The sequence below is a fragment of the Peribacillus phoenicis genome (genome assembly GCF_047238085.1).
Taxonomy (GTDB): Bacteria; Bacillota; Bacilli; order Bacillales; family DSM-1321; genus Peribacillus.
This window is the reverse complement of the sequence record NZ_JBDFMF010000001.1, coordinates 4,855,784-4,875,601: the sequence shown is the minus strand read 5'-3', so window position 1 is coordinate 4,875,601 and position 19,818 is coordinate 4,855,784. Positions and strand designations below refer to the sequence as shown.

The following is a 19,818-nucleotide window of genomic DNA, read 5'->3' as shown; positions in this document are numbered from 1 at the left end:
TTCAATCCTTTAAAATGATGTGCTTCTGTAAACAGAATCCTAAACAACTATAAAATATCAGCGTAAACGTTTTATCTTCGAGAATATTGTAGAAAAGTCCTGCTAATAATGCGGCCAACATCAGGCAGATGGTGAACGCTGCCAAAGTGCCTTTTCCTGATTTCAGGATTGTACGGCAGGTTAAAAAGATGAATGCAAGAACCGCAAGAAAGCCCAGCACTCCAGTTTGGACCAGAATCTGGATATATTGATTATCGGTATACATCCTTTCACCAATTTGGTATTCCTGATAAATTGGTGAGGAAAAGGATAGTGTGGCAGAATCTCCGAAGGTTGCTAACCCTGTACCGATTATCGGGTGATCTTTGAAAATTTCAATTCCCTTGATCAGGACATATAAACGGCCCCACTCTGTACTTTGGTGCAGAGTCTTATCAGAGAACATATCTGAAAAACGATTGGAGAGGGCATGTTCGTTTTCAGTAGAGGGGGTGCTGCCGATTATCACATTTTCCATGGGAATCGATGCGGATACCTCCACTTTACTTGATGCAAATAAAACTGGGTAATAAATAAGAAGCAGGCCGAGACAAAATGCTCCTACAGCATATTTGAGAAATGGTTTATTTCTGGTCCATATTATAAAGACAAGCGCCGCGAACCCGAATGCAATCATCGTGCCCCGCGAATAGGTAAGCAGTAACGTTCCGGAAAGCAGGATGGCAGCGAGAAAGACGATCCATTTATATTTTTTCAGCGACTGAAATAGAAAGAAACTAAGGAATAACTGGATGCTTAAGAATAAGGCGAATACATTGGGATTGGCAGGTGCTCCATAAATCCTCATCCGGTTTGTTGGAGAAAGATTCCACATTTCCCATGAGTGTGGAAGCAGGATCGTGCGTAAAAAGATTTTCTCCACTATGCCATGGAGGCAAAGTAAGATTGTAAATATTAGGATAACCTTCAAAAAGCGAATAATATCCTTTCTTTCTAGATTTAATTCACCGATAATGTAAAGAAGCAAGAATGTAATAAGCAATGCACGAAGTTCAAAAAGGATGGGGAGGATTCCCACTCCGTTCATGAGTGCAGCTGCGGCGCCAATTAAACAAAACAACCAAAATGGCGCAGTAAAATGATATTTCGAAAATTGCCATTCGTTCTTTTTAAATCTTTCAATAAGCAAAGAAACGAATAAGGTGAGGATGATCAGGTCACCTGTATAGGTTAAGCCGCTATTCAGTTCCATCAATAAGGGACGGGCAGGGAAATAAATGAATAGAATTAATAACAGGTTTTTTTTATTTATACCGATAAAAACGAGCATCAACGCCGTTGTCATGTAACCGGCGATAGGGTGAGGCACTGCCGATGGGACGAGCAGGCACAGTAATAGAATGGGTAACGATTGTTTTTCTATAAACTTCAATTGATTAACCACCTTTGAATCCAAAATCACGTTCTATGATGTGTATGAAAAAATTTCTTGAATAATACCCCACCCTTTAGATGTATAGTACATATGAAAGGCTGAAGTGAAATGACAGAAAAGTTTGTTGAGATACTATCCATACCATTCATTGATAGCAATATGGATGAATTCATGAATGGAATGATATATCCAAGATTGATGAATCAGGAAAAAACGTTTGTCGTTACGGCAAATCCGGAAATAGTCGAGTATGCAAATGAACATCAGGGTTATAAAGACATCATTTTATCGGCTGATTACATCACTCCTGATGGCGTTGGTATTATTATGGCCTCTAAATGGCTAAATCAACCTTTACAAGAGCGGATTACAGGATTCGACTTGATGAATGAATTATTTCGGGTCGCTGATGAAAAAGCGCTGAAGGTATACCTGCTTGGAGCGGAGGAAAACGTGATTGAAGCGGCGGCCCTGAAAGTAAAAGAACTATACCCGGGTCTCGAGTTGGTGGGATACAACCATGGTTACATTGATATCAAGGATGATACCCTGCCTAAGTCGATAGCGGAACTTGAACCTGACATCATTTTGACTGCATTGGGGTTCCCTAGGCAGGAAAAATGGGTTTCCAGGCACTATGCATTTTTCAATAAGGGGTTATTCATGGGGGTTGGGGGAAGCTTTGATGTCCTTGCGGGTAAGGTGAACCGCGCCCCGGTTTTCTGGCAAAAGATGCGTCTTGAATGGTTGTACCGACTTATCCAGCAACCTTCACGGTGGAAACGGATGCTTGCGCTGCCAAGATTCGTATTAAAGGTTAGGCGGTTGAGGAAATCGGTGCAGCGTTCCTGAACATAAGGAGTGGACTGGATGAGGATCTTGCATTTAAACGCCGGTAATGAAACTGGCGGCGGTATGTTTCATATTATGTCCTTACTGAACCAATTGAATAAAGAGGAGTGTTTGCTTGGTGTATTTGAAAATGGTGAACTATACCGGCGGGCCATGTCCTCCGGGATACAAACCGAACTTTTCAAGCAACATTCCAAATATGACCTTTCAATTTTGAAACCTTTAAGGGACTTTATCCGTCTAAATAATATAGACATCATCCATACACATGGTCCGCGGGCGAATATATATGGGGCCTTTATTAAGCGCTTCATTAAATGCCCTTGGCTTCTTACTGTTCACAGTTCACCTCAACATGACTTTTTAGGGCAGGGTGTAAAAGGAAAATTGTATACGGGCCTTCATGTAAGGTCATTTCAATATGCCGATCATATACTGGCGGTTTCCGACCGCTTTAAGCAGGACTTGATTGACCAAGGAATCCATCCGTCCAAAATAACAAAGATCCTAAACGGAATTGACTTTGAAAAGGAACTGCCTTTCCCGTTTCAAAGAGAAGATTTTGGGTTTGGGCAAGAGGATTTCATCATCATCATGCCAGCAAGGCTTGAACGTGTGAAAGGTCATGAATTTGCTTTTGCGGCATTAAGTGAAGTGGTATCGGAATTCCCCCGTGTAAAGCTGCTGCTTGCAGGGGACGGGAGCAGGAGATCGGCTTTGGAAGAGATGGTCACGGAAAAGGGATTATCCGATCACGTGCACTTTTTAGGGTATCGTGAAGATTTAGATCGAATCTACCCATTGGGGGACATCACACTATTGACTTCCTTAAGTGAAAGTTTTCCACTGGTTTTACTTGAAGGAGCAAGATCGGGTCTTCCGGCAATCACAAGTGATGTCGGCGGTGTAAAGGAATTGATTCCCGATCGAAGCAAGGGCTGGATAACGGATATCGGCAATGTCGAACAGCTGAAATTGGCCATCTGCAATGCGTTAAAATTAAAAAAATCCGGGGACCTGACAAAGATAGGGATGGATTTACAAAAATTTGCAAAAAACAACTTTTCTATAGAGATTTTAGCCAATAACGTATATAATGTTTATTTGAGGATGAAAAATTAAAATAAGCATTTATATATAGGTTTTCTTATAGATCGGTTACGGGTATTAGATTTTTAGTTGAATTGAGGTGGTTCTTGATGTTCTTGATGTTAATAGGGGCCTTGTTGGTAGCCTTTTTATTATCCATTTTTTTGACTCCTTTTGTCGGAAAGCTGGCCTTTAAGTTAGGAGCTACTGATAAACCGAATGAGCGAAAAGTGCATAGTAAAATTATGCCGCGTATGGGCGGTTTAGCTATATTTTTGAGTTTTTTCATTACCTACTTGCTTTTCATGGATGATTTTGGGGAGCAGCTGCCCCTTCTGGTGGGAGCCCTTGTCATCATTTTGATCGGGATGGCTGATGATATTTTTGAATTAAGAGCTGCACCCAAATTCCTGGGCCAGGTTTTGGCTGCCCTCATCATCGTATTATGGGGCGGTCTTGAAGTGGAATTCATCAATTTACCGTTCTTTACCGATACACTTGAATTTGGTGTTTTAAGTATACCGATCACCATTTTGTGGATTGTCAGCATCATTAATGCAATTAACCTGATAGATGGACTGGATGGTCTTGCAGGCGGTGTCTCAACGATCGCATTAGTGACAATTGCAACTATGGCCCTCATTAAAGGGGACCTATTTGTTGCCATGGTCGCATTGATCGTGATTGGAAGCACTCTTGGCTTTTTGAAATATAACTTCCATCCGGCAAAGATTTTCATGGGAGATACAGGCGCATTATTCTTAGGTTACATCATTGCCGTCCTGTCCCTGCTAGGGTTTAAAAACGTTACCATGATTTCATTGATTGTACCGATCATCATTTTGGGTGTTCCCATTTCGGATACATTTTTCGCGATCATCCGCAGGCTCGTCAATAAACAGCCGATTTCGGCTGCTGATAAATCCCATTTACATCACTGTTTGATAAATTTGGGATTCACTCATAAACAGACTGTCTTGCTCATTTACGCTTTAGCTGCTTGCTTTGGTTTAGCAGCCATAATCTTCTCATTTGCAACGATGTGGGGAGCATTGATCCTTGTAACGGGACTTCTGCTGATCATAGAGATTTTTGTGGAGAAAATTGGTTTGGTCAATTCAAACTACCAGCCGTTGCTCAAGATGCTCAACTTTAAAAACAAGCCATGATCATTTTGGAGATAGATTGCTAGATTAGCCAATTTTGGTATATGAAAAGCCATCAGCCGTAAAGTAACGGCTGGTGGCTTTTTTGCTCCTAACTGGAGGGGGCGCAAAGATAACAAAAAAGGAAACCCCCACTCATGACGAGTGGGGGTTTCACTTTATTCTTGTATTTGTGATTGAACAGCTTCAGTTTCAGTGCCTTCATCTGGTCCCAGGTTCAAGTGGGATTGAAGCAACAGCTTAGTGTTCGCTAATGATGTTTCGTTCAGCTGATAATAATAGGTTCCGCTAATGGTAGAATCCTGACCTTCAAGTTTGATGGTTTCAAGATTGATGCCTTTATCGGTAGTTACATATTTTATGAAACCTCTCATTTGCGAGAATTGAAGGTTCGTTGTCATATTGTCACCGACAGCTTCCATTACGTCCGTATATTTCGTCAGTGATCCAGCCGAGGTTGCTTTGGCAATGATGGCTTTCAGGACTTCCTGCTGACGCTCACCACGTTGGATATCACTGTCCTTTTTACGTGTCCGTGCAAATGCTAATGCTTCTTCACCATCGACGGTCTGTAATCCTTCTTCGAGATGGATGGCATTCTTTTTGTCATGTGAATCGATTTCATACATTTCATAAGGGACGTCGACTTCGATGCCATCCAATGAATCTACGACATCGATGAAAGCATTAAAGTTCATGCGAACATAATAATCGACAGGGACATCGAGTAACTCCTCCACTGTGTCCATCGTCGCTTTTGGTCCGCCGGCTGCATGGGCCGCGTTGATTTTCGTGGTTACGCCTTTGGCGGGCACGTACACATATGAATCACGTGGAATGCTTAATAGTTTTATGGATTTCTGATCTTTATTGAATGTGGCCAGAATTAAAGCATCCGAGCGGGAATTTCCTTTTAAATCACGATCCTTACTATCATCGATCCCTATGAAAAGGATCGAGAAATTATCTTCGAGCGGGTCGATCGCTGCACTTCGCTTTGCTGATGCTTCCACGGGGTCATAGGAATCATTGAAAACATTCTGGGCTTTCATATACAGGGTTGCAGCATACGTAGAAGCGCCCAGACCGAGTACCAGCAGGGGAACAAGCAATAACCAAAGCCTCTTTCGCCTTTTCTTCTTTGTTTTTTTAATTTTATAAACACGCCTAGTAGTAGACATCTTTTTCTTCTCCTTTTAAATAACGAACATCAGACATATATCGCTATTTTTCGAATCCTGCAGTTTATATTTCGTCATATATTACACCTAATTTTACAATGATTTAATAATTTCGTAAAATAAATATTTCTTTTCAATTATATTACAGCATAAAAAAGGAAAAATATGCAGAAATATATCAGGCGAATTCCTCTTCCAAATAAAGCATTTCTTCCTCGGTGATGTGGCCTTGACCATTTGTCAGCTCTGTAATCCAAGCGGTATATGTCTCTTTTTGTGTTTCCTCAACATATACAAGGATATTGACCTGATCAAGGTACTGGATTTCCTTTATTTGATAAATGGAAGATCGCAATTCGTTTTCCAATTTTCCAAGCCAGGTATAGTCGATGGTTGTCGAAATGACCCGCATTAGTTTTCTAATGACCACACCCGTGGTATTTATACCTTCTGAAGTCGCTTTGCTGTATGCGCGAATTAGACCGCCAGCACCAAGTTTGATGCCGCCAAAATACCTTGTGACCACAACAGCGGTGTCTTTCAGATCCTTTTTCTTAAGCACTTCTAGGATAGGGACGCCTGCCGTTCCGCTCGGTTCCCCATCGTCGAGGGCTTTTTGGATTTGATTTTGTTCCCCGATCATATAGGCTGAACAATTATGTGTGGCATCTTTGTGCTTTTTCTTGATTTCCTGGATAAAGGCCTGTGCGGCATCCTCGGTTTCGACCCGCGCGATGTGGGAAATAAAACGGGATTTTTCAATGACAATTTCGTGTTCGCCGCGACCTGCCACTGTTAAATATTTAGTGAGCATTGCTATTCCACCTTCGTACTTCCTATTAGTTGATTTATTATAAGGCTTTGCGGAAAAAGTGGCAATGACGATTCATTTACAAGCCGCATGTGTAAAGAAACTTTAATATAAGATAAAGCTGTACGTGTTATAATTAATTTCATTGCCTGTTATTGTTATTAGCTGGTCATATATGCTTAAAAGAATAACATTGTAGTAAAAACATGAGTTCTGTGCCATTATCCTGGCTTTACCTTAACGTGTCCTCTCTTTTAAAGGATTTTGCCATTTAATAAATGCATCTGTTTCATATGATAATCAATGGAGCGGAATGTCCCATTTGTTTGAAAAGGATATATGTATTAGGATAATTGAAATGGCTTTCTGCCTTTAAAAGGCAGACTTAATGGCCGGAATATGAGATGTATAGTAAATATGTACATTTTATGGAAATCACAAAAGGAAATTAACGTATTTTTAATCTTTTTTTGGTACAATATGTTCATGAAGGTTACTTCATACAAAAGTTTCCTGAAATTTAACCATTCATGAAAAAGGAAAAGAACTTTTTTCCATATACATAGTCTTTAAGACAATAAATTGTTTAAGTCTTTTGGTAAGTGGAGGGATCTTAATGTCCATAAAAAAGGTTGATGCTAAAGCATTGGACAAGATCTTAGAAACAATGGTGAGCACTGTTAGTGAAAGTAAAGATGAAGTCTTTGATATCGGCGAACAATGCCGAAAGGATTTCGAGTCATTATCAAAAGAGCTTGATGATGTGAAAATCAGGGTTGCCATTGTGATAACCGACAGCGATGCACTGGATTCAAAAGCCAGGTTTGCTCGAAAAAGGCTTTCAGAAGTCAGTATGCACTTCAACCATTTTTCTGAAGAACAGGTGCGCGATGCTTATGAAAGGGCACATAAGCTGCAAGTAGATTTACAAATTAACCGGCAATTGGAGAAAGAGCTCCGTAATCGCCGGGATGAGCTTGAGTTAAGGTTAAGGGGTTTACAGCAGACGATCGATAAAGCGGTGCACCTTGTCTCGCAAATATCGGTAGTACAGAATTATTTGACACAGGATCTTAAATTTGTCGGGGAAGCACTTCAAGAAGCGAAACGCAAACAGGACTTCGGCCTGAAAATAATCGAAGCCCAGGAGCAGGAACGTAAAAAGCTCTCACGTGAAATTCATGATGGTCCGGCACAAATGCTGGCAAACGTCATGATGCGCTCAGATCTGATAGAACGAGTGCAACGGGAGAGAGGTCCTGATGAAGCGTTAGTGGAAATCCGCAGTTTAAAGGTCATGGTAAGGAATGCTTTATATGAGGTGCGCAGAATCATCTATGACCTTCGTCCTATGGCGCTTGATGATTTAGGACTAGTTCCTACCCTCAGAAAGTACCTGCAAACGACCGAAGACTATAATAATGGCGTGAATCTGAATTTCGTCAACCTTGGGCAGGTCAAAAGGCTTCCTTCCGATATGGAGGTCGCTTTATTCAGGCTGGTTCAAGAGGCAGTACAAAATTCATTGAAGCATGCGGACCCAAAACAGATTCAAGTTAAACTGTCCATTTCCAAGGAGATGGTGACCGTCGTCGTCAAGGATGATGGAAAGGGGTTTGACGCTTCGATTCAAAAAGAAGGTTCATTTGGCTTGGTGGGAATGAGAGAAAGAGTCGAGCTGTTGGAAGGTGAAATGACGATAGATTCACAACCAGGGGCAGGCACTTTAGTATTTATACAAATTCCCTACCATATATAAACTATAGAGAATAGACATTTTAAATAGAAACTAGGAGGAAGAAGCCGTTGAAGACTAGTATCATCATTATCGATGACCATCAGCTTTTCCGTGAAGGCGTAAAGCGCATATTAGATTTTGAATCATCCTTTGATGTTGTTGCCGAGGGTGATGACGGAAGTGAAGCTATGGATCTCGTTGAAACACATAAACCTGATGTTGTTATCATGGATATCAACATGCCGAACATGAATGGGGTCGAAGCGACAAAAATGCTCGTGAACCGTTACCCTGAAACAAAAGTCATCATCCTTTCCATTCATGATGATGAAAACTACGTACAGCACGCATTGAAAACAGGAGCACAAGGCTATCTGTTGAAAGAAATGGACGCAGATGCGTTGATTGATGCTGTGCGTGTAGTCGCTGAAGGCGGCTCATACCTTCATCCGAAGGTGACCCATAATTTAGTTAAAGAATATCGCCGTTTGGCAGCTGAAGAGGGTTCGGATCGTGAATCCGTACATACAATTGAAATCAGGAGGCCGCTTCACCTATTGACTCGACGCGAATGTGAAGTGCTTCAACTTTTAGCGGATGGGAAAAGCAACCGTGCCATCGGCGAAACTCTATATATCAGTGAAAAAACAGTCAAGAACCATGTGAGTAACATTCTTCAGAAGATGAATGTGAATGACCGTACACAAGCGGTTGTCCTAGCTATTAAAAACGGCTGGGTAGAAGTGAAGTAATAAAACGATCGATAAGTCCGGCTCTTCAGAATCCGCAATGCGTGCTGAAGGGCTGGACTTTTTTGTTGGAAGGATGATTAACTGGATTCATATTTTTGGTAATGCAGAAAGTAATTTAATGCAAATAAAGGCATTTTCAGATAGAATGGTGAGTATGATATGAAGTAAATTTTTATAAGGATGGTACTATTATGAAAACCGCAGTCGTAACTGATAGCACTGCATATATACCTGAGGAATTGCGTGAACGTTTACATATACATATGATGCCGCTTAATGTCATTTTTTCCAATGAAGCTTACCGGGAGGAAGTTGATATTACTGCGGATGAGTTTTATGAGGAAGTAAAGAGGCAGGAGAAATTACCGACCACTTCACAGCCTCCAATCGGGAAATTTGTCGAGAAGTTCGAGGAACTGCAAAAAGAATATGATGATGTTATTTCCATACATTTATCGAGCGGCATCAGCGGAACGTTTCAAGGAGCAGTATCGGCGGGTGAAATGGTCGAGGGAATTAAGGTTCATGCCTTTGATTCGGAAATCAGCTGCATGGTACAGGGATTTTATGTGATCGAGGCGGCAAAGATGGCACTTGATAATAAAAGTGCAGAAGAAATCATGGCCAGGCTTGAAGAGATGAAGCCATCGGTCAGGGCGTACTTCATGGCAGATGACCTTTCCCATTTGCAGCGCGGGGGACGCTTAAGCAGTGCTCAAGCATTGATTGGCAGTTTGCTTCAAGTGAAGCCGGTTCTCCATTTTGTTGATAAGGTCATCGTCCCATTCGAAAAAATCCGTACAAGAAAAAAAGCGATGAAACGGATTGCCGATTTGCTTGGAGAAGACGCGGCGAGCGGCGAGAAATATAAAGCCGTCATCATTCATGCAAAACGGGAAAGTGAAGCAAAAGACTGGAAAGCAGAACTTGAAGCCCGGTTCCCGAATGTCGAGTTCGACATCAGCTACTTCGGTCCAGTAATCGGAACGCATCTGGGCGAAGGCTCGATGGGGATGGGCTGGTATAAAATTTAAGCTGTGACGCCTTTACTAAGTGAAAGGCGTTTTTTTATGAACAAAAAGGAATCTGGGAGTTAAAAGCGAATGATAAGGGGGAGTGTATTTTATCAAGAAATGGAGGTTGCAGTTTGGAAAAAATGAGAATTTCCCCGCCTTATTCCCCGGAACTTCAGAACCATCTCACTGGAAAACATCTTTTGGCCTTCGAAATCCCCTTCTCCCAAGAACTCCTCGCAGAGCACCTCAAGAATGGGTATGTCTCGGAAACTTGCGGCGTGCAATCCGGGAACGGCAGTTATCACTGTATGCGCTGCGGTAACAAAGATCAAACCCTGTTTTATACTTTCCCTTGCAAGATTTGCGATCAAGATTGCACTTACTGCCGCTCGTGCATCATGATGGGACGGGTCAGTGAATGTGCAAAGCTTTATAGGTGGACAGGTCCAGGCATTCAGTTTACGATTCCTGACAATGTGATGAGTTGGACAGGCACTTTATCCGCAGGTCAACAAAATGCCTCCGACTGTGTCGTTGAAGCGGTAAAAGGAAAAGGTGAATTTCTGGTATGGGCTGTATGCGGGGCAGGGAAGACGGAGGTCCTATTTCCGGCGATTGAGGCAGCCTTGCAAGCCGGGAAACGGATTTGTTTGGCAACACCGCGGACCGATGTCGTTCTCGAACTCTCCCCAAGGTTAAAAAAAGCCTTTCCGGCCATTGAAGTCACGACCCTCTATGCCGGCAGTGAAAATCGACATGGTTTTTCGCCAATGACCGTTTCCACGACCCATCAGCTTTTCCGTTTTATTGAAGCTTTCGATGTCATCATCGTTGATGAAGTCGATGCGTTTCCCTATTCAATTGATGATTCGCTGCATTATGCGGTTAATAAATCGAAAAAGGTTTCTGCGGCAACCATCTACTTGACCGCCACGCCCTCAAAACGGATGCAGCGGCTATATCGAAGCGGCAAATTGAAAGCCGTCATAATCCCCGCACGTTACCATCGTCAGCCAATCCCTGTCCCTGAAATGAAGTGGAGCGGCAACTGGCAAAAACTCTTTCTTCAAAAAAAGATTCCCCCCGCAATCAATGGATGGGTAAGTGAACGCCTTAAGCAGAACATCCCCTTCTTATTGTTTTTTCCAAGCATTGAAGTGATGGAGCAGGTCATTCCGCTGTTTCAAAGGCTGTCCCCTAAATTATCGATTGTCCATTCCCGGCACCCTGATCGAAAAGAAAAAGTAATGGCATTAAGGAATGGATTGGTTCCAGGATTACTGACCACGACCATCCTCGAACGCGGCGTTACAATTGAGCGGTTGGAAGTGGCCGTGATCGGTGCTGAACATGAAGTGTTTTCTGATAGTGCCCTCGTACAGATTGCCGGCAGGGTAGGGAGAAGCTTTGCTAACCCTGCCGGGACGATCACCTTTTTTCATTACGGTAAAAGTAAAGCGATGGCCGAGGCGGTTCATCATATACAAATGATGAATAAAGATGCCATGAAAAGGGGGCTGCTGGATGAATAGATGTCTTGTTTGTGATGAAGGAATGGAGCAAGCTTTGACATGGAGGAGCCTGCTTAAGCAGGCCGAGGCAAGGGCAATCTGTGAAGGATGTGAGGGGAAACTTAATAGAATAACCGGAGAAACATGTTCAATGTGCTCAAGGGAGCTTGGTGGGGATCATATTACAGGTGCCCTCTGTCTCGATTGTTCAAGATGGGAGAGGGATAGGGAATGGGGAGGCTATTTGTCGAAGAACATATCGCTATTTCATTATAATGAATACTTAAAAGATATTATTGCTAAATATAAGTACCGTGGGGATTATGCATTAGCTGAGGTTTTCGTCCCTTTTTTGAAAGAAAGGTTAAAGTACATGGAGTTTGACCTCGTAACGGTCATCCCGCTTAGTCATGAACGGCTTACGGAACGGGGATTCAACCAGGGACAGGCCTTGGCAGACCTTCTTGGATTTCAGACGGTTGAGATCTTGACAAGAATCCATACGGAAAAACAATCAAAAAAATCACGTCAAGAGAGAATGTCATTACCGCAGGTTTTTCAGGTCATGCAATCAGATTTGCTGGAGCATAAATCAATTTTGATCATCGATGACATTTACACGACAGGCACAACTCTCAGGCATGCAGCCAAAGCCTTAATACTGGCTGGGGCCAAAGAAGTATCATCCATCACCTTGGCTAGGTGAAAAAGCTTATTTTTTTAAACATCCTAAAGTATCGCCGGTATTATTCGATATATACAGTACTGAAGAATAATCGCTGTGATGGTGAAGGAGGGGCCTCGATGGAAGTATTCAACTGTCCAAGCTGTAATTCGTTATTCGTCATGACGAAATTCCGTGATGTATGCGATGCCTGTTATAAAGAAGAAGAAGCCAAATATGATAAAGTGTATGCATATATTCGCAAGAAAATAAATAGAACGGCGTCCATTACGCAGGTGGTTAAGGAAACCGGCGTTGAAGAAACGTTAATTATTAAATTTGTGAGAACAGGAAAGCTGAGAATTTCGCAGTTTCCCAATCTAGGAATTCCATGTGAAAAGTGTGGCACTACCATCAAGAGCGGAAGGTTATGCGTCAAATGCAGCGATTCACTCGTTACGGATTTGCAGGCGTTTGAAAATGAGGAAAAGCGCCTGACTGAAATTCAAGGAAATGATAAAAAAAATACGTACTACATGAAGGATGATCAAAAAGGATAAATCATGGAAACATGATGCGGCATTTGTTAAGATATTCGATATTGAGAACAATATTCGACAATGGGTGTCGAAGGAAGATTGCACGAAACAATTAAAGAAATCCATTCCATGTCGATAATAACGATAGGGAGAATAACACAGTCCAGAGCTATTTTAATGGTTAAGGAATCGAAACATTATGGGATTTATAAAATCGACCGAAGGAGAGGATCTGGAATATGAAAATCAATAACGTCGGTATGACAGGTGTTAACCCTTATAATCTTCAAGCCAATAAAACGGGGAATATCAAAGAATCCAAGGTCAAATCTTCGGATAAAGTTGAAATTTCTTCAGCGGCAAAAGAAATGCAGCAATCATCACCGATTCTTGCTGCAAGACAAGCAAAAGTGGACGAATTGAAAATCCAAGTTGAAAAAGGAAATTATAAATTGAATGCACAAGCAACGGCTAAGGGTCTCATCGATTTTTACCGGAAATGAATTTTCAATGGAAAAGCTTGAATGAAGTGGACGGAGCCATTTTCCGTCCTTCATTTATGAGTGAGGAGGCAGCATAATGTCTGCACGGAACATCATCGGATCGCTTGGAAAATTGATCAAGCTTCATAAAAGCTTCAATCAATTGGCGATAAGAAAAACGGCCATTTTGAAAGCGAACGATACCGAGGCGATCACTGCCCTGCTGATTTCGGAACAAAAGCATATTAAAGCGATCAGTCAGACGGATAAGGAAAGAGAAAGGGCAGTCGAGGAATTTCTTGCAGCCAACGGAACGGCGGGACAGCCTGCTTCCATCCATACCGTAACGGAACTGACAGGACCTGAAGAAACGGAAATCCTTGAAATGCTAAAAGCGGAATTGATTGATGAGGTGGCAAAGCTGAAGGAGCGGAACGGTTTAAATCAGCAATTGATCTATCAGTCCCTTCAATTCATCAATGTCTCTTTGGATATGCTGAGGCCGCAGAACCAGAACCTGAATTACGGGGATTCGGTCGGGAAAACGGCAAAAACCGGCATGGGGATGTTTGATTCCAAAGCATAAGAAGCAGAAAAAAGATGGAGGTTCGAGCAAATGATTTCAACCTTTATGGGTCTTGAGACCGCTAAACGCGGATTATCCACCTCTCAAGGGGCCTTGTATACAACAGGAAATAACGTGGCCAATGCCAATACATTAGGATATTCAAGGCAGCGGGTCAACCTGGTCCAGACGTCGGGCTTCCCGACTGTCGGTTTGAACAGCCCGCGCGTTGCCGGCCAAATCGGGACAGGGGTGGCAGCTGAAACGGTTCAGCGGATCCGCGACAGTTTCCTGGATGCGCAATACAGGACACAAAGTAATAAAATCGGTTATTACGGGGCCATGAGCGAATCCCTGACGAAAATGGAAGGGATCATGAATGAACCGACCGACAGCGGATTAGCCGCCACGATGGAGAAGTTCTGGAATTCGCTTCAAGGGCTGACGGCGAATACGGAAAACTCCGGGGCGCGTGAAGTCGTTGCCTCGACGGGCGTCATGGTCGCGGATACTTTAAACTACTACTACAATTCGTTAACGAACGTTCAAACGGATATCGGCAACCAGATAAACGTCAAAGCGAACGAAATCAATACGCTCATCAGCAGTATTGATCAGCTTAACCAACAGATCAGCAAAGTGGAGCCGCATGGTTATATCCCCAATGACCTTTACGATAAACGTGATGTACTCGTGGACAATCTCTCACAGCTTGTCAGCATTAAAGTGAATAACGTCATTCCGGCGGATTACGGCAGAGCCAGCGATGTGGCCACAGGGCTATACAATATCGAATTGATGCAAGAGGACGGTTCGTCTTTTGTGCCGCCAATCAATCTAGTCAGTGTTAACCAAACCGGGATGGTGGGAACTTCAAAAGTTGAAGTTAGCCATGATAAAACGACAGGTATGGTGGATGGATTGAAGTTCGGTTCAAAAACATTGACGGATTACAATTTCTCGGGAGAACTATCCGGCTTGATCAAAAGTTTCGGCTATAAGAAGGCTGATGGCACGATCGGCGGCGCTTATCCTGATATGCTGAAAAAGCTCGATAATATGACGACGGCTTTTGTGAATGAGTTTAATGCCATCCATAAACAAGGTTATGCCTTAGGTGATGGCAACACTTCAACATTGAATTTCTTTGAACTTGAACCAGGTAAAAGTGCCGCCCAAAGCATCAGGGTGAATAGTGAGATCGTTAAGGATCCTTCGAAAATTGCCGCAGGCGGTAAAAGCGGAGGGGCATCCGGGGATAATGAAAATGCTAAACTCCTGGCTGACCTGAAGAAGAAGGCGTTCAGTGAGTACTCGACTAAGGACCAAAATTCAAAGGAATTGACAGGAAGCTTTGATACCTATTATTCCGGTATCATCGGAAAGCTTGGTGTGGATTCCCAAAGCGCCCAAAAGAACCTTTCCAACTCTGTCGTGCTTGCTACATCGGTTAACCAAAATAGGGAGTCCGTCAGTTCCGTATCCCTTGATGAAGAAATGACCGACATGATCAAATTCCAGCAGGCATACAACGCATCTGCAAGAATGATGACGATGATGGATGAAATGCTCGATAAAATCATAAACGGAATGGGTACAGTAGGCCGATGATAGGAGGAGACGAATATGCGGGTAACGCAATCGATGCTAACCAATAATATGCTGAGCAATTTAAGCAGCAGTTACGAAAAGATGTCCAAGCTGCAAGAGCAGGTATCTACTCAAAAGAAGTTCTCCAAACCATCCGATAACCCTGTTGCGGCCATGATGGGAATGGGGTACAGGACAAACCTCAATCAAATAGGGCAGTATCAGAGCAACATTTCTGAGGCGACCAATTGGATTGACAGCACGGATGATGCCATTAGTGAAGCGGTTTCCGCCATGCAGCGGATTCGTGAATTAACCGTTCAAGGCAGCAATGGTACGTATGAAGGCGAACAACTGAAAAATATTTCTGAAGAAATCAAGCAATTAAAAGAACATCTCGTAACTCTCGGTGACACACAAATAGGCGGGAAATATATTTTCAACGGTCAGGATACGAATGTGAGACCATCGTCCGTTAAAGACGGAAATGGGAATACGGTGTATGGCACAGGGGACATAAACCTTGAAGTGTTTTCGGGGATTTCCCTTAAAATCAATACAAATGGTTCCAAGACTTTTGGAGATGCACTTGCTGCTGGAGGAAGCATCGACAAAACAATCGAAGCACTGGAAAACGGCGACGACGTGAGCGGCACACTGGAAGGACTTGACGCAACGATAAATACCTTCTTAGGCATGCAGGCCCAGGTTGGTGCAAGGCAGAATCGGATTGAGCTGATGACGGACCGTCTCAAGCAGCAGGAGGTTTTTGCCACTGAAATCCTTTCGAAAAATGAGGATGTCGATATCGAAAAAGCGATCATGGATTTGACGACCCAGGAAAGTGTCCATAGTGCTGCATTAAGTATCGGAGCAAAAATCATGCAGCCGAGTTTATTGGATTTTCTTCGTTAAGCTATTCTTAAATGGATAGCTTTTTTCTATAAGGAGTGTTGATGATGCAGATTCCACAAATTAGATTGCAATCCACCCCAATGAAGATTGGATTGAATATAGAGCAGCCTGTACAGCAAATCGAACAGAAGGCAGCGGTCCAATCAATCGAACAGCCGCATGCAATTCTGGAGATTCAAACGACACCAGGCAAGCTGACGATCGATCAGTCACAAGCAAGGGAAGACATGGATTTGAAAAGCCTCTCAGTAAGAGTCGATGAATTTGCGCAGCAGGGATATCAGGATTGGCTGGCGGGTATGGCAAGACGTGCCCAGCAGGGGACGGAGTTGAGGCATATTGAAAAAGGCGGTAATCCACTAGCTGAACAGGCCAAGACAAACAGCAAAGGGCCGGAGAAGCGATTCAATCTCGGCTGGATCCCCTCTCATTTCAGCGTGAAGCTTGACTACCAGCCTGCCCAAGTGAAGATTGAAGCAACCGCTCAAAAACCGATCATTGATGCTCAAATCAATAGGCCGAACCATACATACACACCAGGCAGTGTGGAAGTGGAAATTTTACGAAAAAATGCGCTGGATATAGATTTCATCAATTTATATCCGGATGAGATAGGGAAGTGAAAACATAGATGATTCTACAAACAAAGTTTCATGGCGAAATCGAATTGGCAGAGAAAGAGATTTATGTATTTGAAAGCGGGATACCGGGATTTTTAGAAGAAAAACAGTTTTGCTTACTAGCTTTGGATGACACGCCATTTTTCGTCCTGCAATCGACAGAAACTAAAGAGCTGGCCTTTATTGTGACGAATCCTTTTGAAGTGTTTCATGATTACGAAGTGAAGCTTACGGATGAGGTATTATCTTCTTTACAAATAGAAACGGAACTGGAAGTCATTACTTTCGTCATCTTAACGATCCAGGACCCTTTCAATGAAACGACGGCGAATCTCCAGGCCCCCATCATCATAAATAGCTCAAAAAAAACGGGAAAGCAATTTATCATGACCGCTAGTGAATACCGTACAAAGCACAGACTGTTTGAACCTCCAGCAGAACAGGGGGAAAAATGATGCTCGTATTGACCAGAAAACAAAATGAAGCAATCATGATTGGCGATGATATCGAAATTACGATCCTGTCCGTTGAGGGCGAACAGATCAAACTCGGTATCAATGCCCCGAAAAACGTCGATATCCATAGGAAGGAAATCTACCTGTCCATCCAGCAGGAAAATAGCGAAGCCGTGAAAACGGAATCCAACCTTCTGGAAAACATAAATGAGTATTTCAAGAAAAAATCGTAAAATCCGCTAAATATGTTTCCAAGCAGGTCGATATTAAGTATACAACGATGGGCAGTGAAATAGGCGGCCGACTTATTCACTGCCCATCGTAAACAACCACATGGACGTGGGGACTAAAGACTCAAGGAGGAAACATAAATGATTATCAATCACAATATCGCAGCACTTAACACGCATCGTCAGTTATCAAGTGCATCAGCAAACCAATCTAAATCAATGGAGAAATTAGCTTCAGGTCTACGTATCAACCGTGCTGGAGATGATGCAGCAGGTCTAGCAATCTCTGAAAAAATGCGTGGACAAATTCGTGGGTTAGACCAAGCAACTCGTAACTCACAAGATGGTATCTCTATGATTCAAACTGCTGAGGGTGCACTCAATGAAACACACTCAATCCTTCAACGGCAGCGTGAGTTAGCAAACCAATCAGCTAACGATACAAATACGGCAGAAGACCGCAAAAACATTCAAGATGAAATGGACCAATTAGGTAAAGAAATTGACCGTATTGCAGGTACGACTCAATTCAATACAAAGAACCTTTTAGACGGTTCAATGGACAAAACAACTGCAGCAGCAAAGAATGTCCAAACTGGTGGGGTTCTAAAAGCAGCAGGTGCAGCAGCAGTTGGTACTGACACATTAGTTGGCTTACAAGACAAAAACGGAAACGACCTTGGGATTATTGCAGGAGATAAAATTGACGTTTCTTACGTAATTGATGGAAAAACGAAAACGGACACAATTACTGTTGCGGCAGGTACTGATATTGCGGCACTTTTCGGTGGAGCTAACACAGCGGCAGATTCAGACGTAGCAGTTAATGCAGATGGTCAAGTCGAAATAACTGCAGCAGCAGCAGGTAAAACGGGTGCAGTTCACGGGTTGACTGTAACGGTTAAGGATGCTTCTGGAAATGTTAAGACGGGTGCAACAAATGCCCTTTCTAGCTTTGGTGAAACTACTCAAGCTACCGACATTCATGCTGACGGTTCTTCTACCTTCCAAATCGGCGCTAACACTGGTCAAAACATTAACTTAGCAATCAAAGATATGGGTTCTTCTGCTTTAGGTGTTAAAGACCTTAAAGTTGGAAGTCAGGGAGAATCAAACGTAGCACTTAAAGTTATTGATTCTGCTATTTCTAAAGTATCAGCCGAACGTTCTAAATTAGGGGCAACTCAAAACCGTTTAGAACATACGATTAATAACTTAAACACATCTTCTGAAAACCTAACTGCTGCGGAATCTCGTATCCGTGACGTAGATTATGCTTTAGCTGCCTAGAGCCGCGACAAGCACAGTCGTCCTAGCTGGTAACGGTTAGTGAGAATTATCGGGTGAATTGCTGGAAACCCCTAATAGCTTTTCTTACCACAACGTAACTGGAAACGGTAAGCGTGACGGTGTGAAAAAAGAAAAGATTGGGCAATCAGCAGCCAAGCTCCTGTCTCGAAAAAGTGGAGAAGGTTCAACGACTAGGATAGACCATCTAAGGCGAAAGCTATGATGATGAAATCCATAGGTGAAACAATGTCCATCAGCATTGTGAATCCGAAGTGCCCGACCCCTAACAAATAACGTTGAGGGTGAAGATATAGTCTAGTCATTTATGAAAGTAAATGTTCGCACGATGGCGAAAGAAATGATGAACCAAACTAAGAATTCTATTCTTTCTCAAGCAGCACAAGCAATGTTGGCTCAATCCAATCAAACGCCTCAAGGAGTTTTACAACTCTTAAGGTAATCGATCGAAGGGCGTCTAGCTTGGTAACGAGCTAGAGTATAACTGGGTGAATTGCTGGAACTTCCTAAAGCTGCATCAACCACAACGTAACTGGAAACGGTAAGCGTGATGGTCGGAAAATGATGGGGATGAAACAATGGATAATCAGCAGCCAAGCTCCTGTCTCGAAAGAGTGGAGAAGGTTCAACGACTAGGATATACAGTCTAAGGTGAAAGCTAGGACAATGAAATCCATAGGGTGGTATAAGCCATTCGAAGTGCCCAGCCCCTTAAAGATAAGGGTGAAGATATAGTCTATTCTATGCTCGAAAGACATAGTCGCAAAGCAAGCGAACCAACAACCACAAGGCGTTCTTCAATTATTACGTTAATCTTTACCTGGTTTTCATTCAAAGACTTAAGATATTGTATGGAGTCTTAAGTTTGTAAATAAAAAGGTGTCGGAATGGTCTCATTC

At 42.7% G+C, this 19,818-nt stretch carries 21 protein-coding genes; 18 read left to right on the top strand and 3 right to left on the bottom strand.

Annotation, left to right across the window (positions count from 1 at the left end; genetic code table 11):
- Position 1: 1 nt before the first annotated feature.
- Complete coding sequence (locus tag ABC374_RS24200) at positions 2–1,432, bottom strand: O-antigen ligase family protein (protein ID WP_413019989.1); 1,431 nt, start codon at positions 1,430–1,432, stop codon at positions 2–4.
- Positions 1,433–1,543: 111 nt separating this feature from the next.
- Here ABC374_RS24200 and ABC374_RS24195 point away from each other — a divergent pair, with 111 nt between their 5' ends.
- From ABC374_RS24195 to ABC374_RS24185, 3 genes are all read left to right on the top strand, one after another.
- Complete coding sequence (locus ABC374_RS24195; RefSeq protein ID WP_350300636.1) at positions 1,544–2,287, top strand: WecB/TagA/CpsF family glycosyltransferase; 744 nt, start codon at positions 1,544–1,546, stop codon at positions 2,285–2,287.
- 18 nt (positions 2,288–2,305) lie between these two features.
- Entirely contained in the window at positions 2,306–3,409 is a 1,104-nt protein-coding gene (locus ABC374_RS24190; RefSeq protein ID WP_413019988.1) for a glycosyltransferase family 4 protein, read from the top strand.
- 86 nt (positions 3,410–3,495) lie between these two features.
- Positions 3,496–4,545, top strand: coding sequence for a glycosyltransferase family 4 protein (locus ABC374_RS24185; protein ID WP_350302979.1), 1,050 nt, complete (start codon positions 3,496–3,498; stop codon positions 4,543–4,545).
- A gap of 155 nt (positions 4,546–4,700) precedes the next feature.
- Here the strand turns inward: ABC374_RS24185 and ABC374_RS24180 are convergent, their stop codons facing one another.
- Both ABC374_RS24180 and ABC374_RS24175 read right to left on the bottom strand, forming a co-directional pair.
- On the bottom strand, positions 4,701–5,723 hold the full coding sequence (locus tag ABC374_RS24180) for an LCP family protein (RefSeq protein WP_413019987.1): 1,023 nt from the start codon (positions 5,721–5,723) through the stop codon (positions 4,701–4,703).
- Positions 5,724–5,901: 178 nt separating this feature from the next.
- Positions 5,902–6,537, bottom strand: a complete 636-nt coding sequence (locus ABC374_RS24175; protein WP_413019985.1) for a YigZ family protein — start codon at positions 6,535–6,537, stop codon at positions 5,902–5,904.
- A 613-nt stretch (positions 6,538–7,150) separates the two neighbouring features.
- Here ABC374_RS24175 and ABC374_RS24170 point away from each other — a divergent pair.
- The 15 genes from ABC374_RS24170 (at position 7,151) to ABC374_RS24100 (ending at position 19,361) form a co-directional block, all read left to right on the top strand.
- On the top strand, positions 7,151–8,293 hold the full coding sequence (locus ABC374_RS24170) for a sensor histidine kinase (protein WP_350300632.1): 1,143 nt from the start codon (positions 7,151–7,153) through the stop codon (positions 8,291–8,293).
- A 47-nt stretch (positions 8,294–8,340) separates the two neighbouring features.
- Entirely contained in the window at positions 8,341–9,024 is a 684-nt protein-coding gene (locus ABC374_RS24165; RefSeq protein WP_350300631.1) for a response regulator, read from the top strand.
- 191 nt (positions 9,025–9,215) lie between these two features.
- Entirely contained in the window at positions 9,216–10,058 is an 843-nt protein-coding gene (locus tag ABC374_RS24160) for a DegV family protein (protein ID WP_413019984.1), read from the top strand.
- 122 nt (positions 10,059–10,180) lie between these two features.
- Positions 10,181–11,572 (top strand): ATP-dependent helicase ComFA, encoded by a 1,392-nt coding sequence (locus ABC374_RS24155; protein WP_413020434.1) that lies wholly within the window; start codon positions 10,181–10,183, stop codon positions 11,570–11,572.
- The gene (locus tag ABC374_RS24150; RefSeq protein ID WP_413019983.1) at positions 11,565–12,257 is read left to right on the top strand and encodes a ComFC family protein; all 693 of its coding nucleotides are present in this window, start codon (positions 11,565–11,567) and stop codon (positions 12,255–12,257) included. Before ABC374_RS24155 ends, ABC374_RS24150 begins: the two co-directional genes overlap by 8 nt.
- Positions 12,258–12,355: 98 nt before the next feature.
- Positions 12,356–12,775: a TIGR03826 family flagellar region protein gene (locus ABC374_RS24145; protein WP_413019982.1), complete on the top strand. Its 420-nt coding sequence runs from the start codon at positions 12,356–12,358 to the stop codon at positions 12,773–12,775.
- 218 nt (positions 12,776–12,993) lie between these two features.
- Entirely contained in the window at positions 12,994–13,257 is a 264-nt protein-coding gene (gene flgM, locus ABC374_RS24140; RefSeq protein WP_063595755.1) for a flagellar biosynthesis anti-sigma factor FlgM, read from the top strand.
- 76 nt (positions 13,258–13,333) lie between these two features.
- Positions 13,334–13,822 (top strand): flagellar protein FlgN, encoded by a 489-nt coding sequence (locus ABC374_RS24135; protein ID WP_413019981.1) that lies wholly within the window; start codon positions 13,334–13,336, stop codon positions 13,820–13,822.
- 30 nt (positions 13,823–13,852) lie between these two features.
- Complete coding sequence (flgK, locus tag ABC374_RS24130) at positions 13,853–15,412, top strand: flagellar hook-associated protein FlgK (protein WP_413019980.1); 1,560 nt, start codon at positions 13,853–13,855, stop codon at positions 15,410–15,412.
- Between the two features lie 15 nt (positions 15,413–15,427).
- Positions 15,428–16,306 (top strand): flagellar hook-associated protein FlgL, encoded by an 879-nt coding sequence (gene flgL / locus ABC374_RS24125; RefSeq protein WP_413019978.1) that lies wholly within the window; start codon positions 15,428–15,430, stop codon positions 16,304–16,306.
- Between the two features lie 41 nt (positions 16,307–16,347).
- On the top strand, positions 16,348–16,929 hold the full coding sequence (locus tag ABC374_RS24120; protein WP_413019977.1) for a DUF6470 family protein: 582 nt from the start codon (positions 16,348–16,350) through the stop codon (positions 16,927–16,929).
- A gap of 8 nt (positions 16,930–16,937) precedes the next feature.
- Positions 16,938–17,381: a flagellar assembly protein FliW gene (fliW, locus tag ABC374_RS24115; RefSeq protein ID WP_413019975.1), complete on the top strand. Its 444-nt coding sequence runs from the start codon at positions 16,938–16,940 to the stop codon at positions 17,379–17,381.
- The gene (gene csrA, locus ABC374_RS24110; RefSeq protein WP_413020433.1) at positions 17,381–17,614 is read left to right on the top strand and encodes a carbon storage regulator CsrA; all 234 of its coding nucleotides are present in this window, start codon (positions 17,381–17,383) and stop codon (positions 17,612–17,614) included. Before fliW ends, csrA begins: the two co-directional genes overlap by 1 nt.
- Before the next feature lie 138 nt (positions 17,615–17,752).
- Positions 17,753–18,901: a flagellin N-terminal helical domain-containing protein gene (locus tag ABC374_RS24105; protein WP_413019974.1), complete on the top strand. Its 1,149-nt coding sequence runs from the start codon at positions 17,753–17,755 to the stop codon at positions 18,899–18,901.
- 325 nt (positions 18,902–19,226) lie between these two features.
- Positions 19,227–19,361 carry a flagellin gene (locus ABC374_RS24100; protein WP_413019973.1) on the top strand — a complete coding sequence of 45 codons (135 nt, stop codon included), beginning with the start codon at positions 19,227–19,229 and terminating at the stop codon, positions 19,359–19,361.
- The last annotated feature ends 457 nt before the right edge of the window (positions 19,362–19,818 follow it).

What these genes read in the sequence shown, in the direction of transcription:
- ABC374_RS24145 (WP_413019982.1), top strand. Translation starts at nt 12,356, where the DNA reads ATGGAAGTATTCAACTGTCCAAGCTGTAATTCGTTATTCGTCATGACG.
- ABC374_RS24100 (WP_413019973.1), top strand. Translation starts at nt 19,227, where the DNA reads ATGAAAGTAAATGTTCGCACGATGGCGAAAGAAATGATGAACCAAACT.
- ABC374_RS24185 (WP_350302979.1), top strand. Translation starts at nt 3,496, where the DNA reads ATGTTAATAGGGGCCTTGTTGGTAGCCTTTTTATTATCCATTTTTTTG.
- ABC374_RS24160 (WP_413019984.1), top strand. Translation starts at nt 9,216, where the DNA reads ATGAAAACCGCAGTCGTAACTGATAGCACTGCATATATACCTGAGGAA.
- flgM (WP_063595755.1), top strand. Translation starts at nt 12,994, where the DNA reads ATGAAAATCAATAACGTCGGTATGACAGGTGTTAACCCTTATAATCTT.
- flgL (WP_413019978.1), top strand. Translation starts at nt 15,428, where the DNA reads ATGCGGGTAACGCAATCGATGCTAACCAATAATATGCTGAGCAATTTA.
- ABC374_RS24190 (WP_413019988.1), top strand. Translation starts at nt 2,306, where the DNA reads ATGAGGATCTTGCATTTAAACGCCGGTAATGAAACTGGCGGCGGTATG.
- csrA (WP_413020433.1), top strand. Translation starts at nt 17,381, where the DNA reads ATGCTCGTATTGACCAGAAAACAAAATGAAGCAATCATGATTGGCGAT.
- flgK (WP_413019980.1), top strand. Translation starts at nt 13,853, where the DNA reads ATGATTTCAACCTTTATGGGTCTTGAGACCGCTAAACGCGGATTATCC.
- ABC374_RS24105 (WP_413019974.1), top strand. Translation starts at nt 17,753, where the DNA reads ATGATTATCAATCACAATATCGCAGCACTTAACACGCATCGTCAGTTA.
- ABC374_RS24195 (WP_350300636.1), top strand. Translation starts at nt 1,544, where the DNA reads ATGACAGAAAAGTTTGTTGAGATACTATCCATACCATTCATTGATAGC.
- ABC374_RS24180 (WP_413019987.1), bottom strand. Translation starts at nt 5,723, where the DNA reads ATGTCTACTACTAGGCGTGTTTATAAAATTAAAAAAACAAAGAAGAAA.
- ABC374_RS24150 (WP_413019983.1), top strand. Translation starts at nt 11,565, where the DNA reads ATGAATAGATGTCTTGTTTGTGATGAAGGAATGGAGCAAGCTTTGACA.
- fliW (WP_413019975.1), top strand. Translation starts at nt 16,938, where the DNA reads ATGATTCTACAAACAAAGTTTCATGGCGAAATCGAATTGGCAGAGAAA.
- ABC374_RS24120 (WP_413019977.1), top strand. Translation starts at nt 16,348, where the DNA reads ATGATGCAGATTCCACAAATTAGATTGCAATCCACCCCAATGAAGATT.
- ABC374_RS24170 (WP_350300632.1), top strand. Translation starts at nt 7,151, where the DNA reads ATGTCCATAAAAAAGGTTGATGCTAAAGCATTGGACAAGATCTTAGAA.
- ABC374_RS24175 (WP_413019985.1), bottom strand. Translation starts at nt 6,537, where the DNA reads ATGCTCACTAAATATTTAACAGTGGCAGGTCGCGGCGAACACGAAATT.
- ABC374_RS24135 (WP_413019981.1), top strand. Translation starts at nt 13,334, where the DNA reads ATGTCTGCACGGAACATCATCGGATCGCTTGGAAAATTGATCAAGCTT.
- ABC374_RS24155 (WP_413020434.1), top strand. Translation starts at nt 10,181, where the DNA reads ATGAGAATTTCCCCGCCTTATTCCCCGGAACTTCAGAACCATCTCACT.